Source organism: Biostraticola tofi (assembly GCF_004343195.1).
GTDB lineage: Bacteria > Pseudomonadota > Gammaproteobacteria > Enterobacterales > Enterobacteriaceae > Biostraticola > Biostraticola tofi.
The window spans coordinates 478,634-495,777 of sequence record NZ_SMCR01000001.1 but is presented as its reverse complement, the minus strand read 5'-3'; the positions used below and the strand labels follow the sequence as shown (position 1 = coordinate 495,777).

Annotated in this window: 16 protein-coding genes and 1 pseudogene; 11 read left to right on the top strand and 6 right to left on the bottom strand. The window is 56.8% G+C overall.

Going from position 1 to position 17,144, the window contains the following annotated elements:
* The first annotated feature begins 51 nt into the window (after positions 1–51).
* Positions 52–1,158, top strand: a complete 1,107-nt coding sequence (locus EDC52_RS02265) for an NADH:flavin oxidoreductase (RefSeq protein ID WP_131863647.1) — start codon at positions 52–54, stop codon at positions 1,156–1,158.
* Positions 1,159–1,643: 485 nt separating this feature from the next.
* Here EDC52_RS02265 and ssuE read toward each other — a convergent pair whose 3' ends face one another.
* A complete protein-coding gene (gene ssuE / locus EDC52_RS02260; RefSeq protein WP_131863645.1) occupies positions 1,644–2,207 on the bottom strand; it encodes an NADPH-dependent FMN reductase in 564 nt (187 codons plus the stop codon).
* Positions 2,208–2,490: 283 nt separating this feature from the next.
* Between ssuE and EDC52_RS02255 the strand changes: the two genes are divergently transcribed.
* On the top strand, positions 2,491–3,675 hold the full coding sequence (locus tag EDC52_RS02255) for a benzoate/H(+) symporter BenE family transporter (protein WP_131863644.1): 1,185 nt from the start codon (positions 2,491–2,493) through the stop codon (positions 3,673–3,675).
* 116 nt (positions 3,676–3,791) lie between these two features.
* Complete coding sequence (locus EDC52_RS02250; RefSeq protein ID WP_131863642.1) at positions 3,792–4,223, top strand: OsmC family protein; 432 nt, start codon at positions 3,792–3,794, stop codon at positions 4,221–4,223.
* A gap of 155 nt (positions 4,224–4,378) precedes the next feature.
* Here the strand turns inward: EDC52_RS02250 and EDC52_RS02245 are convergent, their stop codons facing one another.
* Complete coding sequence (locus EDC52_RS02245) at positions 4,379–5,977, bottom strand: ABC transporter substrate-binding protein (RefSeq protein ID WP_131863640.1); 1,599 nt, start codon at positions 5,975–5,977, stop codon at positions 4,379–4,381.
* A gap of 376 nt (positions 5,978–6,353) precedes the next feature.
* On the opposite strand from EDC52_RS02245, the gene mdcA reads away from it, so the two are divergent.
* The 8 genes from mdcA to mdcH all read left to right on the top strand — a co-directional run bounded on the left by mdcA (position 6,354) and on the right by mdcH (position 13,490).
* On the top strand, positions 6,354–8,009 hold the full coding sequence (gene mdcA, locus EDC52_RS02240) for a malonate decarboxylase subunit alpha (protein ID WP_131863638.1): 1,656 nt from the start codon (positions 6,354–6,356) through the stop codon (positions 8,007–8,009).
* Positions 8,009–8,884: a triphosphoribosyl-dephospho-CoA synthase gene (locus EDC52_RS02235; RefSeq protein WP_131863637.1), complete on the top strand. Its 876-nt coding sequence runs from the start codon at positions 8,009–8,011 to the stop codon at positions 8,882–8,884. Before mdcA ends, EDC52_RS02235 begins: the two co-directional genes overlap by 1 nt.
* Before the next feature lie 51 nt (positions 8,885–8,935).
* Complete coding sequence (gene mdcC / locus EDC52_RS02230) at positions 8,936–9,235, top strand: malonate decarboxylase acyl carrier protein (protein WP_131863635.1); 300 nt, start codon at positions 8,936–8,938, stop codon at positions 9,233–9,235.
* Positions 9,228–10,061, top strand: coding sequence for a biotin-independent malonate decarboxylase subunit beta (locus tag EDC52_RS02225; protein ID WP_131863633.1), 834 nt, complete (start codon positions 9,228–9,230; stop codon positions 10,059–10,061). The genes mdcC and EDC52_RS02225 overlap by 8 nt, the downstream gene beginning before the upstream one ends.
* The gene (mdcE, locus tag EDC52_RS02220; protein WP_131863631.1) at positions 10,058–10,861 is read left to right on the top strand and encodes a biotin-independent malonate decarboxylase subunit gamma; all 804 of its coding nucleotides are present in this window, start codon (positions 10,058–10,060) and stop codon (positions 10,859–10,861) included. Before EDC52_RS02225 ends, mdcE begins: the two co-directional genes overlap by 4 nt.
* Positions 10,862–10,993: 132 nt before the next feature.
* Positions 10,994–11,956: an AEC family transporter gene (locus EDC52_RS02215; RefSeq protein WP_131863629.1), complete on the top strand. Its 963-nt coding sequence runs from the start codon at positions 10,994–10,996 to the stop codon at positions 11,954–11,956.
* A gap of 2 nt (positions 11,957–11,958) precedes the next feature.
* A complete protein-coding gene (locus EDC52_RS02210; protein WP_131863627.1) occupies positions 11,959–12,567 on the top strand; it encodes a malonate decarboxylase holo-ACP synthase in 609 nt (202 codons plus the stop codon).
* Between the two features lie 20 nt (positions 12,568–12,587).
* Positions 12,588–13,490: a malonate decarboxylase subunit epsilon gene (mdcH, locus tag EDC52_RS02205; RefSeq protein ID WP_131863626.1), complete on the top strand. Its 903-nt coding sequence runs from the start codon at positions 12,588–12,590 to the stop codon at positions 13,488–13,490.
* On the opposite strand, the gene EDC52_RS02200 is transcribed toward mdcH, so the two are convergent.
* From EDC52_RS02200 to aztC, 4 genes and pseudogenes are all read right to left on the bottom strand, one after another.
* On the bottom strand, positions 13,456–14,424 hold the full coding sequence (locus tag EDC52_RS02200) for a LysR family transcriptional regulator (RefSeq protein ID WP_131863625.1): 969 nt from the start codon (positions 14,422–14,424) through the stop codon (positions 13,456–13,458). The genes mdcH and EDC52_RS02200 overlap by 35 nt on opposite strands.
* A gap of 193 nt (positions 14,425–14,617) precedes the next feature.
* Positions 14,618–14,767: pseudogene (locus EDC52_RS02195) on the bottom strand (oligogalacturonate-specific porin KdgM family protein); the annotation flags it as partial.
* 132 nt (positions 14,768–14,899) lie between these two features.
* Positions 14,900–16,150 carry a zinc metallochaperone AztD gene (gene aztD / locus EDC52_RS02190; protein WP_131863621.1) on the bottom strand — a complete coding sequence of 417 codons (1,251 nt, stop codon included), beginning with the start codon at positions 16,148–16,150 and terminating at the stop codon, positions 14,900–14,902.
* Positions 16,151–16,187: 37 nt separating this feature from the next.
* Complete coding sequence (gene aztC, locus EDC52_RS02185) at positions 16,188–17,138, bottom strand: zinc ABC transporter substrate-binding protein AztC (RefSeq protein WP_131863619.1); 951 nt, start codon at positions 17,136–17,138, stop codon at positions 16,188–16,190.
* Positions 17,139–17,144: the final 6 nt, after the last annotated feature.

Sequence of the window (17,144 nt, the reverse complement as noted above, 5' to 3'; positions counted from 1 at the left end):
CCAGGTTTCCGCACTTCTCCGGTGGCGCAAATGTTCACAAAGGAAAAATTCATGACTGACGATATCCTGTTTAGCCCTATCACACTGAAAGGCCTGACGCTTCCCAACCGAATCGTGATGGCGCCTATGACCCGGGGCATGACCGAGCAGGGGATCCCCGGCGCGGCCAATGCACAGTATTATCGCCGCCGCGCCGAGGGTGGAGTAGGGCTGATTCTGACCGAGGGCACGGTTGTTGATCGTCCGGCATCGCGCAATATGCCCGGGATCCCATTCTTCCATGGCCAGGCCGCACTGACAGGCTGGCAGGCGGTCGCCAAGGCGGTGCATCAGGCCGGTGGCCTGATTGGCCCGCAGCTATGGCATACCGGTTCAACCCGCATGCCGGACTGGGAGCCGGACGCTCCGGTGGAAAGTCCGTCAGGCCTGGTCGGGCCTGATGAACCGCGCGGCAACGTGATGACTGAAGAGGATATTGCCGACACCGTAGCCGCCTTTGCCAGCGCCGCCGCCGATGCCAAGCGGCTGGGGTTTGATACCCTGGAACTGCATGGTGCCCATGGCTATCTGATTGACCAGTTCTTCTGGTCAGGCACCAATAAACGTACCGATGCTTACGGCGGCGCGACCATTGCGGAACGCGCGCGTTTCGCCGCCGAAGTGGTCAGCGCGGTCCGCACCGCCGTCGGGCCGGACTTCCCATTGATCCTGCGGGTAAGCCAGTGGAAACAGCAGGACTACCAGGCTCGTCTGGCGCAATCTCCTGAGAAAATGACCCAATGGCTGATGCCGCTGGTCGAGGCTGGGGTGGATATTCTTCACTGTTCCCAGCGCCGTTTCTGGGAGCCCGAGTTCCCTGAAATAGACGGAACCGGCGGTATGAACTTTGCCGGCTGGGCAAAAAAACTGACCGGCGCCGCCACCATCAGCGTCGGCTCGGTCGGGCTGGACTCGGACTTCTTTGCCGCTTTTGGCGGGCAGGGCTCTGGCGCCGCAGCTCTGGACAGTCTGTATCAGCGCCTTGAGCGGGAAGAATTTGATCTGATTGCCGTCGGCCGGGCGTTGATCTCCGACGCCCAATGGCCGGAAAAAGTGCGGAATGATAAGCGCCAGGAGCTGCGCGGCTTTAACGCAGCCGATCTGGCGATACTGGCGTAGCCGCCACCGGCTAAGCATTTGCGCTGTTTTTGGGGGAAGTGCTCAGCATAGCGCTTAAAACAAGATAATCCGGCACCGGGTGGCCGGATTTTTTATGCCTGTTTTAGGGATAGCATTGCCATTTAAATTCGTTGTTGTTTACCCCTGTTTTGCTCATCTTCTGATGATGGCTTTTGTCATATTTTCGGAAAGGGTAGGCAGGGTAATGAGCAAAAGTGAAACCGCGTATCTGCACCCTCAGCAACGCGAGGTGATTCGGCAATATCTATAACCCTTAATCGCCATCAGTTGCCGCCATCTGTCGAAGGCTAGTTAAGGGGTTGGACTGGCATCAGTCGCCGCCATCGGCTATCGGCTGGATAAAATTTTGGCCGGGCTGACGAGCAATGGGCTCCGGCGGGGGGATGAATTCATCCACGGGGTGATGGCGGTGAATCACTGAGCAGAGGATGCCAGTGATTCGCTGGCCCGGTGAAAGCCATGTATTAGGCGAGTGACGAAACGCCGGCCAGATTGAACTGGCTTTGCCTTGCCAGCGCCCGGGTAAAGGTTTCCAATGAATCGAACAACCGGGTTTCCAGGGCGGGGCTGAGCAGTGGATTGCGGTCATACTGGGTGATCTGGCTGTCATCGGCAAACACCCCATGCAGTATTTCCTGGGATTTAAGCGCGTTAAGCACCGGCTTTAGGGCGTAATCCAGCGCCAGCATATGGCCAACCGACCCGCCGGTGGCCATCGGCAAAATAACTTTATGCTCGAACGCCCGCTCGGGCAGTAAATCCAGTAATGTTTTCAATGCGCCGCTAAAGGACGCTTTATAGATAGGCGTACTGATAATGACGCCATCCGCTTGGGCCAGTTGTTCATTGAAGGCTTGCAGTGCCGGGCTGTCAAAGCGGGCATACAGCAGATCTTCCGCCTTGAAATTGAACAGATCCCACGGAGTGACGGTAAAACCTTGTTGTTCTAGCCAGCGCTGTGACAGGGTAAGCAGTGATGAAGAACGTGAGGGCAAGCGAGGGCTGCCGGCCAGGGTAATAACATTCATCGGGATTCCTTTAAGAGGATCTTGTTGAGAACGGTGTAAATGGGGCGGGCTTGACGCGGCGGCCTGTCTGCCTTAGTACCCTTGCCCCAGCAGGGACGATATATCCGGGAGTTATGATATTCATCGACCGGGCAATGGTTAAATATTATTTTCAGCTTTATATAGCTGAATGGCGTAAAAGGATGTATTTAAAATAACGTTGGGTAAAATTTAACATCCGTTCTATCGATTTTTACGCAGTAAAACATAACTCCAGGCCGCCGTAACAGAAGGATGAGCCGCCATGCCGTTGGGTTTGAATTTCAAACAGGTGACTTTTTCAGCCGTCACCGCAGGATTTGTCGCAGTGTTAGTCGGTTACACCAGCTCTGCGGCCATCATTTTCCAGGCCGCACAGGCGGCGGGCGCCAGCCTACTGCAGATTGGCGGTTGGCTGACCATGCTGGGCCTGGGGATGGGCATCACCAGTATCGGCTTGTCGCTGTATTACCGGACGCCGGTGGTCACTGCCTGGTCTACCCCTGGCGCGGCATTGCTGGTCACCAGCCTGCCGGGGACGTCAATCAATGAAGCCATCGGCGTGTTTGTCTTTGCCGCCGGCCTGATGCTGCTGTGCGGCGTCACCGGCCTGTTTGCCAGGCTGATGGATCATATTCCCCAGGCACTTTCGTCCGCTATGCTGGCCGGCATCCTGCTGAGTTTCGGGCTCAGCGCCTTTACCGCGCTGGAAAGCAATTTTGTTTTGACCGGAGCCATGTGTCTGGCTTATCTGTTGGCTAAACGGCTATGCCCGCGTTATGCCGTCCTGCTGGCGCTGACGGCTGGGCTGGCGGTGGCCGCACTGCGCGGGGAAATCGTACTGGCTGACCAGGCGCTGCGTTTTGTCGTTCCCGAATGGGTGATGCCGCACTTCACCCTGTCTTCGCTTATCGGCATTGGCATTCCGTTCTTTGTAGTGACCATGGCATCGCAAAATGCGCCCGGTATCGCCACGCTCAGAGCCCATGGCTACGCTGTGCCGGTCTCTCCGCTGATAAGCTGGACGGCGCTGACGGCCTTGGTGCTGGCGCCATTGGGCGGCTTTAGCGTCTGTATTGCGGCGATCACCGCCGCCATCTGTATGGGCGAAGATATTCACCCTGATGCGAAAAAGCGCTATTTTGCCGCCGTGGCTGCCGGTGTTTTTTATGTGCTGGCCGGTGTATTTGGCGGTTCTATCGGCATGCTGTTTACCGCGTTGCCGCAAGCAGTCGTCCACACCATCGCCGGGCTGGCACTGCTCGGCACTATCGCTGGCAGTGTCTATCGGGCGCTGGAAAATGAGCATCAGCGCGATGCGGCGATGATCACCTTTCTGGTTACTGCCTCCGGCGTCACCTTGCTGGGTATCGGCTCGGCATTCTGGGGGCTGGTCGGCGGTGTTATCGCCCACCTGGTCCTCAGCAACCGCCGTCGGATCGGCAGATAACAGGGGCCGCGGCCCATCGGCGAGCAAGCGGCAGGACACCGTAGCCGGTCGTCGCCTCGCAAAACCGCCAGGGCAAACTATACTTAATGCCTGTGTCAGAAAAACTGGAGGAAATAATGACTATCCATAAGAAAGGACAGGCCCATTGGGAAGGCGACATCAAGCAGGGCAAAGGCACTATTTCGACTGAAAGCGGTGCCCTGAAAGAACAGCCCTATGGTTTTAATACCCGCTTCGAAGGCCAAGCCGGCACCAACCCGGAAGAACTTATCGGCGCGGCCCATGCCGCCTGTTTCTCCATGGCGCTATCGCTGATGCTCGGCGAAGCCGGACACCCACCTGAAAGCATCGACACCGTAGCCACTGTCGCACTTGATAAAGCTGACGGCGGTTTTGCCATTACCGGCATTGCGCTGGACAGTAAAGTGAAACTGCCCGGCATTGATAAAGACACCTTCGACGGTATCATCCAGCAGGCCAAAGCGGGCTGCCCGGTGTCCAAACTATTTAATGCTGAGATCACGTTAACCTATCAGCTGGAAAATTGATGTTTTAACAGCGGCTGATAGACTTCGCGCTAAAAAGGGCTGTGCTTGAGGCACGGCCCTTTGGTTTTTTCAGTCATGCGGTGCCGGTTATCGTGCTATCCCTCAGTTAACAGCACCGCAAGCGTCGCCTGTTCTCAGTTCAACATCCGCAGGCCTTAATCCAACTTGGCTTTGGAGAAATCGCTGCCGTTCAGGCTGACGCTGTAGCCGGACACATTACTGCGTGTAGCATAAAAAGTTTTACCGTTAGCCAGCGGCACCCAAGGCGCCTGCTCATGGAATACCTGCTGCGCTTGCTGGTACAGGGCAGCGCGTTTTTTCGGGTCACTGCTGACTTTGGCCTGCTGGATAAAGCCTTCATAGGCTTTATTGCACCAGAACGCGGCGTTGGATCCGCTTTCTATGCTGGTGCATCCCAGCAGGGTGTTGGCAAAGTTGTCCGGATCGCCATTGTCCGACACCCAGCCAAACAGCGCGGTGGCATGCTCGCCTTTGCGAATGCCGCTGAGATATTCGCCCCATTCAAAACTAACGATTTTCGCGTTCACACCGACTTTGGCCCAATCACTCTGGATCATTTCAGCAATACGCCGAGAGTTTGGGTTATAAGGACGCTGTACCGGCATAGACCAGATATCGGTGGTAAAGCCGTTTTCCAGCCCAGCCTGTTTCAGTAACGCCTTGGCTTTGGCCGGATCGTAAGGATAATCCGCCAATGCCTTATCAAAGCCGAGCATATTGGGCGGGATAGGGGACTTGGCGACTGAACCGGAGCCAAGGAATACCGCATTCACAATGGCTTTCTTATCCACCGCGTAATTCAGCGCCTGGCGCACCAGCGTATTATCGAACGGCTTTTTAGCGGTATTAAACGCCAGATAGCCGACATTCATGCCATCGATGCTGTGCAGGGTCAATTCTTTATGGCGTTTGATTTCAGCAAAGTTGACCGGATTTGGCGCCGGAATAATCTGGCACTCATTTTTTTCAAGTTTCGCCAGCCGGGTGGTCACGTTGGGGGTAATAGAGAAAATCAGCCGCTGGGTAGGCACTGCGCCCTGCCAATAATGCGGATTAGCCTCATACCGAATAATGGAATCGACTTTATAGTCTTTCAGATTATAAGGGCCGGTGCCGATGGGGTCGGTATCTACCCGTTCCGGCGTGCCGCTTTTCAACATGGCATCGGCATATTCCGCGGACAGGATCGAGGTGAAATCCATACCCCAGACCGCCAGAAAGGTCGCGTCCGGTTGGTTAAGGGTGAACTGGACATGATAATCATCCAGCTTCTTGACCTCTGTTATCAGCTTGCCCAGGCCGACATCGTTGAAATATTCATAGCTGGCCTGAGACACCTTATGGTAGGGATGGCTATCGTCTTTTTGACGCAATACCGAGAACAGCACATCATCGGCGTTGAAATCCCGCGTCGGGGTAAAGTATTTGTTGCTATTGAATTTTACCCCTTGGCGCAGGGTAAAAGTATAGGTTTTTCCGTCCGGGCTGATGGTCCAGTCGGTGGCCAGGGACGGCGCCGGTTCATTGTCGCTTTCTCTAAAAGTAATCAGCCGGTTGTACAGCGTCTGGGAACTGGCGACAAACGACGGACCGGAACTGGCTATTTGCGGGTTGAATGATTCCGGCGACGCTTCAGAGCAATACACCAAGACGTTATTGGCGGCGGCAAGCGCAGTGCCGGCTGGCAGCAACGCGCTTATCAGTAACACCAGAGAAGATTTCATGCAGTCCATTTTGCTTGCCTTAACCTGAAAAAGAAGAAGAGTGTCAATTTTTGTCAGCCAAGTATAAGCGGCCAAGGAGGAAAGTGAAAAATCTTCTGCTTATGAGGCCCTTTGTTTTAGCTATAAGCCCTGTTCAGACGTGCTGACCAAGGGTAATCAGCTATACCGTCAGGCCTGTAATCGATGCGGCCGGGAAGGTCTCAGGGTAAGGCCGGATAACCGAGGCGGCAGTGAGCAGCCGTTAGCGCCCGTAAAATGAATTCCTCGCTAATCATTACTCTTAGGCTAATAGTCGGACGCCAGGCTTGATTGATGCTCCAGACGGTTAAGCGGAGACTGTTTCCTTAGCAATAGACTGAAGTGCTAATGAATCAGGAGGTTACCCATGTTGCCTGGACCAACGTCAGGACGCGTCTGGGATACACGCCGCAGTGAAAAAAGACGTCGTATCGCATCGCTCAATTTACCCGATAAAGTTTTACCTACCGACTCTCTGCCCCAGATCCTTGAAAAGCTTATCGCCCCCGGCGATCGCGTGGTACTGGAAGGCAATAACCAAAAGCAGGCGGATTTTCTATCCCGCATGTTGGCGGAAGTTTCCCCGGCCAAAGTCCACGATCTGCATATGATCATGCCTAGCGTAGGGCGCAGCGAACACCTGGATATCTTTGAAAAGGGCATCGCCCGCAAACTCGATTTCTCTTTTTCCGGTACCCAAAGCGTTCGTATCTCCCAGTTGCTGGAAGATGGCGTACTGGAAATCGGCGCTATCCACACTTACATCGAACTCTATGCGCGGCTGTATGTCGATCTCTCACCGAACGTCGCATTGATTGCCGGTTTCAAAGCTGACCGCAAGGGCAACCTTTATACCGGTGCCAGTACTGAAGACACCCCGGCCCTGGTCGAAGCGGCCGCTTTCCATGACGGTATCGTCATCGCCCAGGTCAACGAACTGGTGGATGATGAGTGCGATTTGCCGCGGGTGGATATTCCCGGTTCCTGGATAGATTTCGTGGTGCTGGCGGACCAGCCGTTCTTTATCGAACCGCTGTTTACCCGCGATCCGCGGCTTATCAAGCAGGAACACGTGCTGATGGCGATGATGGCCATCAAAGGTATCTACGCCGAACATCAGGTGCAGTCTCTGAACCACGGTATCGGTTTTAATACCGCCGCCATAGAACTGCTGCTGCCGACCTATGGTGAACGCCTGGGCCTGAAAGGCAAAATCTGTAAACACTGGACGCTAAATCCGCACCCCACGCTGATTCCGGCCATTGAAAGCGGCTGGGTAGAGAGCATTCACAGCTTCGGCAGTGAGCTGGGAATGGAACAATATATCGCAGCCCGCCCGGATGTGTTCTTTACCGGCGCAGACGGCTCTATGCGTTCCAATCGGGCCTTCTGTCAGCTGGCCGGCCAGTATGCGGTTGATATGTTTATCGGCTCTACCCTGCAGGTAGACGGTGATGCCAACTCCTCGACCGTTACCCGCGGACGTCTGTCCGGGTTTGGCGGCGCGCCGAATATGGGCCACGATCCCCATGGACGGCGTCATGCCACACCGGCCTGGCTGGCGATGATCGATAAACCCGATCCGATGGTGCGCGGCCGCAAACTGGTGGTGCAGATGGTAGAAACGTTCCAGGCAGGGGTGAAACCGACGTTTGTCGAAAAACTCGACGCTGTCGATGTGGCCAAAGCCACCGCCATGCCGCTGGCGCCGGTAATGATTTATGGCGATGACGTCACCCATGTGCTTACCGAAGAAGGGATTGCCTATCTGTACCGTGCCCAGTCGATGGAAGAGCGGCGGGCCATGGTAGCGGCGGTGGCCGGCATTACCGATATCGGTCTGGGCGTCGATGCCGCTCGCGTCGCTTCGCTTCGTAAAGAAGGCAAAGTGGCGCTGCCGGAAGACCTGAATATTCGTCGCAGCGAGGCCAGCCGTTCATTACTGGCGGCCGGCAGCGTGGCGGACTTGGTTGAATGGTCCGGCGGTTTATATAACCCACCGGCTAAATTCCGGAGCTGGTAATGCAGATACGTCCCGGTTTTTCCTCAACCGAAGCAGCGCGTTGCGCCACGGCATTATCCGAGCTCGCCACCGCAGCATTGATCGATGAAGCGCGACTCAGCCCGAAGCCGGGCCTGGTGGACAGCCGCGGCAGCGGCGCTCACCAGGACTTGACGCTGGCGCTGATGGAACGCTCGGCCCGCAGTTTGCAGCCGACATTCCATGCCCTGGCGCTGCACAGTTGGTGCCGACCGGTGGATGTGGCGCTGCGCCAGCGGGTGGGAAAACTGGGCCGTGATGGCGAACGGCAAATGATGGCGGCCACCCAGGGCGTCAATACCCATCGCGGCGCCATCTGGGCGCTGGGATTGCTGGTCAGTGCGGCGGCGATGCTCGGCGGCCAAGGCAGCGCCGCCCAGATCACCGCCCAGGCGGCGGCGTTGGCGTGCTTGCCGGATGTGGATGCGCCTAAATCTTTCAGCAAAGGATTACGCGCTACTCAGCGCTACAAGTTGCCCGGCGCCAGGGAGGAGGCCCAGCAGGGTTTCCCGCACATTATGCAGTGCGCGCTGCCGCAACTGCGCCGCAGCCGCCGTAACGGAGCGGATGACCACCTGGCTCAGCTGGATGCACTGATGGCGATCATGGCGTCGCTCAGCGATACCTGCGTACTGTCTCGCGCCGGCCTTGCCGGCCTGCAAAGCATGCAACTGGGGGCGCGACTGGTATTGGCGGCCGGCGGCTGCGCCCAGCCCGCCGGCCGCGCCGCGCTGGCCCGGCTGGATGGGCTGATGCTGGCGCAGAACGCCTCGCCGGGCGGTGCCGCCGACCTGTTGGCCGCGACGCTGTTCATCGACCGAATCAGCACCCGCGCCTTCGCCGATGACCACCAATAACCCCAGGGCAAGCCAGCTTGCCTGACACAGAACATCAAGAGAGAGGATGTTATGGAAAAGATTAGCTTATCACTCCCGGCCACGCGCACCCTGCAAGGCAGAGCGCTGGCGGGCGTCGTCGGATCCGGCGATATGGAAGCGCTGTATGTCGCCAGTACGGCAGCCACATTGGAGGTGACGATCACCACCTCGATTGATAACAGCCAAGTGCGCTGGCAGCGGCTGTTTGAACGAATCAGTGAACTGGGCAGCCTGCCTGGCGGAACCTTGACCATTCATGATTTTGGCGCCACCCCCGGCGTAGCGCGTATCCGTATCGAGCAGGTGTTCGAGGAGGCACAGCATGCGTAATGATCCGAGTTTTATTGAACTGCGCGCCCGTGAGCGCGCCCGCAAATTGCTTGATGAGGGCAGCTACCGCGAACTGCTCGACCCGTTCGACGGTATTGTTTCACCGTGGCTGGTGGCCCAGGATATCGTCCCTCAGGCCGATGACGGCATGGTGGTGGCCAAAGGAACACTGAACGGCAAACCGACGGTGGTGATTGCCATTGAAGGGGCGTTCCAGGGCGGCAGCATGGGGGAGGTGTCCGGGGCCAAAATGGCGGCGGCGCTGGAGCTGGCGGCGGAAGATAACCGCAACGGTATTGCAACCCAGGCGGTACTGTGCCTGGAAACCGGCGGAGTGCGCCTGCAGGAGGCCAATCTGGGACTGGCGGCGATTGCCGATATTCATGCCGCCATTGTGGATTTGCGCCGCTATACGCCGGTCATCGCGATTATCGCCGGCACGGTCGGCTGCTTCGGCGGTATGTCGATTGCGGCGGCCCTGTGCAGTTACCTGATTGTGACCCGCGAAGCCCGACTGGGCCTTAATGGTCCCCAAGTCATCGAACAGGAAGCCGGCATTGAAGAGTATGACTCCCGTGATCGGCCCTTTATCTGGAGTATGACCGGCGGCGAAATCCGCTACCGGAGCGGCCTGGTGGATGCGCTGGTCGATGACGGCATCCAGGCGGTACAGCAAGCGGTCAATGCCGGCTTGGCGCAGGGTGTGCCGGCCCAGCATCGTTCTGACCAGGTGAGCCACTACCTGCCGCGTCTGCGCGACTTCGATACGCGCCGGCAAGCCGACAGTGAGCAAATCAAACAGCTTTTTGAGGAGGATCGTTCATGAGCATGATCATGAGTCGCGGCGCCCGCTGGTTAGCGCTGCTCAGCAACAACAGCCCGCGCCTGGCTGGACTGTGTCCGTCGGTGCAGGCGGCCGATGGCGAACTTGATGGACAACCGGTGCGCTTCATTGCGGTGGTAGCGGATGCTGATAATCATTATCCGCGTGCCGCCGGCGGCGAAGTCGGTCTGCTGGAGGGCTGGACTCTGGCGCAGGTGGTTAATGACACGGTGGCGCAGGATGCCCAGCGCGAGCATAAACGCGCTATCGTGGCGGTTATCGATGTGCCGAGCCAGGCTTACGGTCGCCGTGAGGAAGCCTTCGGTATTCATCAGGCGCTGGCCGCCGCCGCAGCAGCCTATGCCAATGCGCGTCTGGCGGGCCACCCGGTGGTGGGCCTGATTGTCGGTAAAGCCATGTCAGGCGCATTTCTGGCGCATGGCTACCAGGCCAACCGGTTGATAGCCTTTAATGACGACAGCGTGATGATCCATGCCATGGGCAAGGATTCAGCCGCCCGTATTACCCTGCGCAGTGTCGAAGCGCTGGAAAAACTGGCCGCTACCATCCCACCGATGGCCTACGATATCGGCAATTACCGCTCGCTGGGGTTGCTGGATAAGCTTTTGGATATTGCTGAGCCCGATGCGCCTACCGCCGGCGATCGGCAGCAGACCGAGGCCGCCCTGATCCACGCCATCAATGATGCCCGCGCCAGCGACCGCTCGCTCAAGAGTCGTTTGGGTGCCGCCAATCGCCAAAGCTCTGTACGGGTGCGCGAAAAAATGCGCGCCGCCTGGTAAAAGCCGACGGTAAATAACACCTGCCGGGCCAGGGGAGCAACGGGCGTGATAACGACCTGTTTGCCCCCTGGTCTGATAATAAAAGTAACACCATCGCATCTGTTCTAATAATTGATTCTATACAGGTGATTTATGACTTACGTAATTTTGCATGCTCTGGCGCCGATTTTTGTCATTATGCTGCTGGGTTTTTTTGCCGGTAAGGCAAAAATGGTCGACAATAACAACGTCGCTTTACTGAATATTTTTGTGATGGATTTCGCACTGCCCGCCGCGCTGTTTAGCGCCACGGTGCAGACCCCCTGGGCCGGTATCCTGCAGCAAATGCCGCTGATAGTGGTACTGGTACTGGCCATGTGGCTTATTTACGCCGCCATCTATTTTCTCTGCACTCGCGTTTTCCATAAATCACCCCAGGATGCGGCGGTACTGACGCTGACCGTGGCATTGCCGAACTATGCCGCGCTGGGGCTGCCGATTCTGGGCAGTGTGCTGGGCGACTCTCCATCAACCTCCCTTTCAGTTGCAGTATCCATTGCCTGCGGCTCGGTACTGCTGACGCCATTTTGCCTGCTTATTCTGGAGCGTGAAAAGAATCGCGCCGCCACCGGCGGCAATGGCGGATCGTCGTTATCGATGCTGCCGGTACTGATGTGGCGCTCGGTGAAAAAACCGATCGTTGTCGGCCCGTTATTGGGAGTAATTCTCTCGGCTATCGGCATTAGCATGCCGGAAATGTTGCTGGCCGCCATCAAGCCACTGGGCCTGGCCGCGACCGCCGCCGCGCTGTTTTTGACCGGTCTGATTCTTTCCGCCCGCCAGTTGAAGATCAACCGCACGGTTATCGTCGCCACCGCCACCAAGCTGATTATCCAACCGTTAATCGCCTGGGCGTTGGTGGTCATGTTCGGCCTGCACGGTTCGGTCGCGGTAACCGCTATCCTGATGATTGCGCTGTCCGCAGGCTTCTTTGGTGTAGTGTTCGGTAACCGTTTCGGCGTCCAGTCGCCGGATGCCGAAGCTGCACTGCTTATCAGCTCGGTGTTGTGTATCGTCACGCTGCCGCTGTTTATCGCGCTGACGGCGGGGATGTGAAGATGTCGGCCCGTCCGCACGATCTGCTGTGGCTGCGCACCGCCGCCCATCTGCAAGGTACGCTGCCCGATTGGGTAAGCGGCCAATGGCGGGCGGATATGCCGCTGGTGGTGCGGCGCGACACCCACCCGCTCGGGCTTATCGCCGTCGGCGTGCGCGGCCTGCAGCGCGGACAACGGGCCGCCGGCTGGGCGGCGGCAGAGGCGGTGGTGCGCCAGGTGACGCCTGAATCCCTGGCGCAACAAGCCTCTCTGCTGCGTTCGCCGTTCCTTGCCCGGCCGCCGGTACAGGGCGCGCTCAGCCTGGTGCAACAGCACTGGGACTGGGCGTGGGGCATCACCGGCAGTTGCGGATATGCGCTGGCAACCGATCGGCCGGTGCTGCATGACGACAGCGATCTCGATCTAGTGATTCGCGCGCCCCATGCTATCGCTGCAGCGGCGCTGCTGCGCTGGCAGCGCCACCTGGCGGAATTGCCCTGCCGCGCCGATACCCAGGTCGAAACCCCCTACGGCGCCTTTGCCCTCAACGAATGGCTGCGCGATGGCCGGACCTTGCTGAAAACGTCGCTGGGCCCGCGACTGACAGACAACCCGTGGGCATCAGCGTAATCTTTGACACGGAGCAGACCATGAAAATCCTGTTTACCTTCCCCGGGCAGGGGCCACAGCGGCCGGGCATGCTGCAGGCGTTGCCCCGGGGCGGCAATCTGCTGGCCGAGGCCAGCGATATCCTCGGCGAGGACGCCGGCCGGCTGGACAATGCCGAAGCACTGCGCCATACGCGAGCGGTGCAGCTTTGCCTGCTGATAAGCGGCGTAGCCCATGCGCGCGCGCTGATTCACCAGGGCTTGCAGCCCGATATGGTCAGCGGCCTGTCGATTGGCGCCTTTCCGGCGGCGGTGGTGGCCGGCGCGCTGGCGTTTGCCGATGCGGTACGCCTGGTTGCCCTGCGCGGCGAATGGATGGAGCAGGCCTATCCGTCGGGATATGGCCTGACGGCAATCGTCGGCCTGACCCAGACCCAGCTCGAGCCGCTGCTGGGGGAATGCTATCTGGCAAATCTTAATGCCGAACAACAGATCGTTATCGCCGGCAGTGAACAGGCGATGCGTGAGACGGCAGCGCGCGCGCTGGCAAAAGGGGCGCAAAAAGCGCAACAATTGGCGGTAAGCGTGCCTTCGCACTGTGCCTTATTGGATGAACCGGCGCGGAAACTGGCCCACGCCTTCGCTGCGGTCAGGCTTTCCCGCCCGCAGTGCAGCTATCTGAGCGGCAGCACTGGACGGGTGCTGTGGCAACCCGAGGCAATCGCCGATGATTTGGCCAACAATATGGCACGTACCGTACGCTGGCACGAAGCGATGTTGGCAGCCAGTGAACGCGAGGTAGGATTAGCCATCGAAATGCCGCCGGGAGCGGTGCTCAGCGGCTTGACCCGCCAAGCCTTTGACCACGGCGAGGCCATTTCACTGGAGCAGAGCGGCGATGCGCTGGCGCTTACTCTGGCTGAGCGGGCGCGGGCGCGTCGATAAGCGGGGTTTTGCGGGCGTACATACGGCCTTCGGCGGCCAGCGCCAGCAGATTGGGATCGCGTTCACGGTTCTTGTCAAAAACGATGGCAATGGTTTGCCGCATTTGGAAAGGCTCGGCCAGCGGAATGAACTTCACGGTGTTTTGGTAAAGCTTTTTCATCCGTCCAGGCACCAGCGTCAGGCCAACACCCGCCTGTACCAAGCTGAGCATGGAAAAAATATCGTTGACCCGCATGACGATATTCGGCTCAAAACCGGCCACATGAAAGGCCTCCTGAAAACCATGATAGGTGGCGAACCCTTCAGCCAGGGACACGAATTTCTGCTCATGATAATCGCGCAGGTTAGCGGTAGCGGGATCGTCAAGGGCAGGGTGATGGTCCAGCGTAAAACCTGCCGGTGCCGCCAGAAAAATATCGTCTTCAAACAGCGGCAGGATTTCATGGCGATTACGGTCAATCTGGCTGTCTGTTATCGACAGTAAAATGGCGTCCAGGCCTCCTTCTTCCAGCATTTGCAACAGAATCTGGTTGGAGCCCATGGTCAAATTCATCTCCAGATCGGGACGACGCAGCTTCATGCCCATGATCAGTTGCGGCACGGTTTCGAGCGTCAGCGAATACAGGGTACCGATGCGCATGCGTCCCTGGCCGACGCCGGCGGTTTTACGCGCTTCATCAATGCCGCGCGCCATCACATCCAGCGCATCCAGACTGTACTCGAGCAATACCTTGGCGGCCTGTAGCGGCAGCAGATTGCGTCCTTTATGAATGAACAGCGGGCAACGGACGCTTTCTTCCAGCGTATGCAGCGCCCGATGCACGCTGACACTGCTCAACCCCAGCAACTCCGCAGTGCGGGCGATATTACCATTGCCCATAAAGGCAATAAAAATTTCCAGCTTGCGGAAGGTCAGGTCAACATCGATTTTCATAAGCGGCCAGGAGACATACAGGTGCTTGCGGACTCATCGCCAGCGCAAGGCAAGGAATAACAGGAGCGTCAGTATAGCACAGGCCCGTTCTGCCCTGATGGCCGAAGAGCGGCTGACCAACAGGGGATGCTGGACGGGCAATGACGTAGGCCAAGCGGGGGGCCATGACGTGAAATGGTTTCCCGGTCTGAGGTTAGACATTATAGGTTACCCCGGCCTGAAACCGGCTCTGGCGCTCATCAGTGTATTTGCTGCCGGCAACGTTACCTATGGCGATATAAGGCTGCCCGTTTTTATTTACTGAGTAAGCCCGTTTCATATCATGCGTCCATTGATAGCTTTTATCATCGGCATTATTGACCCATCAATCGGGTGATCAGTTAACACCAGGAACAGTTACTCAGTGAATACAGTTATCTGCAGATCTGCATAAAGGCAGATCTGCAGATAACTAGGTCCTTGGCACTGAGGATAATTATTGGACTTTACTTTCATGATGGTGTGCGTCATGACCATGGCCGTCACCATGGACCTTACCGGAACCGCCAACCGCGACGATATTAAACGGCTGGCCATCAACGTTAATCTCTGCCGTTTTCTTGAATGACACCGCATCGACAACCGCGATCTTGCTGTTTAGAGGGTCGGTGACAAAAATTTTATTATCGGCTACAGCAATGCGCGGCCGCGGATCGTTCCAGTGGCCGTCCATTGAGTAAGGGTCGGTTAAACGCAGGGATTGGGTAATTGCTCCTTTCAGTACATCAATCTGGTGCAGTTTACCGTCTTCAGTAAACACATAAGCAAATTTGGAGCGGATCGGGTCAACGGCAAAGTGAACGCGACGGGTGGGGAGCTGGATCAAACGGAAGCTATCGGCTTCGGTAGGGTCTACCAGGATAATGCGGTCCGGCCCGTAATTACCGATGAAATACTGCATCCCTTTGCCGCCAATCAGCGTGGAGGTACTGCCTGCAGGAAGTGATTTTGCATAAGGCAGAGGCTTTATCACTGGCGCACCGCCTTTTTGGTTGATCAGCAACAGCCCGGTCTCACAGGAGAGGGCCACGATATCACCTGATGTTGCCGAGCCGTGCAGGCCCGGACACAGGGCGTCATCGCCAACTTTTTTACCGTCCAGATCGACCACCCGGGCGCCGATAGGTCGTTTAGAGCCATCATCAGGGTTAGGTATTGATACCACTGCGTAATTATCAAACGGAACGGCAACGCCGTGATGAGGTGCGACGACATTGACCTTGGTAACGTCTTTATTATCTGCCAGCACCGCGCTTTCAGCCAGGATCTTCGCGCTGTCTTCACCGTCAAACCATTGGGCGATCTTTCCCTGGCGCTCGAAAAAGTGACCCGGCTGGTTACCGAGTAATTCCCGTTTTAATAGCGTGGCATCATCGATATCAATGTCCGCATGATCACCGTGATCGTGAAACGCAATGCCGCTGGCTATGGTCGACACCACCCCGGCGCTGCCTTGAGTAGCGAATACAGTGGCGCCACTCTCACTGCGGTTTAAATTTGCCGGCCCGTGCAGTTTGAAGCTGGCCAACCGGTCGCCATCCAGCGCATCAAACACATTTACCACGGGTTTGTCATGATCGGCGACAAATAAACGCCATGCGCTGACCTCTTCATCTGCCCATGACGGTGCGCCGGCCAGGCCCATAAGCAGTGCTGAAATCGAAGCTGATAATAAACGTTTTTTCACAGTTATCTCCATTAATCATTGTATGAATAGATTGTTATCAGGGAAGCGGGTCAGGACGCTTTGCGGCAGCGGCGGCAATGGTTGTGGCGTTATGCGCCATCATATCCAGATAGGTGGCTGCAGGACCGGTGGCGTCAGACAAGGCATCTGAGTAAAGGATGCCTGCAACCTCCAGACCGGCTTCAGAGGCTATTTGCTCAACCAGTCGTGGGTTTGAAATATTTTCCGAAAATACCGCCGAGGCTTTATTATCCTTTATCTGTTTCAGGATGCCGGCGACATCAGCCGCAGAAGCCTCAGACTCGGTGGAAATACCCTGAGGGGAAAGGAAACGAATGCCGTAAGCCTGTTCAAAATACGTAAAGGCATTGTGACCCACGACCACAGTCCGTTTATTTGGTGGTATTTCATCTACGGCCTTAATGATTTTCTTTTCTAGCTGTAAAAGCTTAGCGTTATAAGTCAGGGCATTTTTCTGAAAGATTTCACAGCCGGCCTGGTCTACCGAACAAAAAGCATTGGCAATATTATTGACAGCTATTTTGGCATTGGCGACCGATTGCCAGGCATGGGGGTCAAATGGCGCTGCATGGAACACCGCTTTACCGTCATAGAAGTGATAATGTCCTCCGGCAGGATCGCGAATGATATTTGCTCCCTTGGTGGTCTCAATTACCGGTGCTGAGGATTCACTGGCTTCGATTAATCGCGATATAAACCCTTCAAGCTGCAAGCCATTGATCAGGATCACATCGGCTTTAGCCATGGCGATGGCATCGGAAGGCGAGGGCTCATAGACGTGTGCATCGCCATTCGGCCCGACAAGAGTACGTAATGCTATCCGATCCTGGCCGATATTTTTAGCCAGATCGCCAATGATAGAAAAGCTGGCAATAACATTGATTTTTGCATTGGCCTGAAATACGGGAAATACCGATAAAACGCCGGTAATCAATAGATATAACGGTATAGATCCTGAGTTTTTCATCAGTAT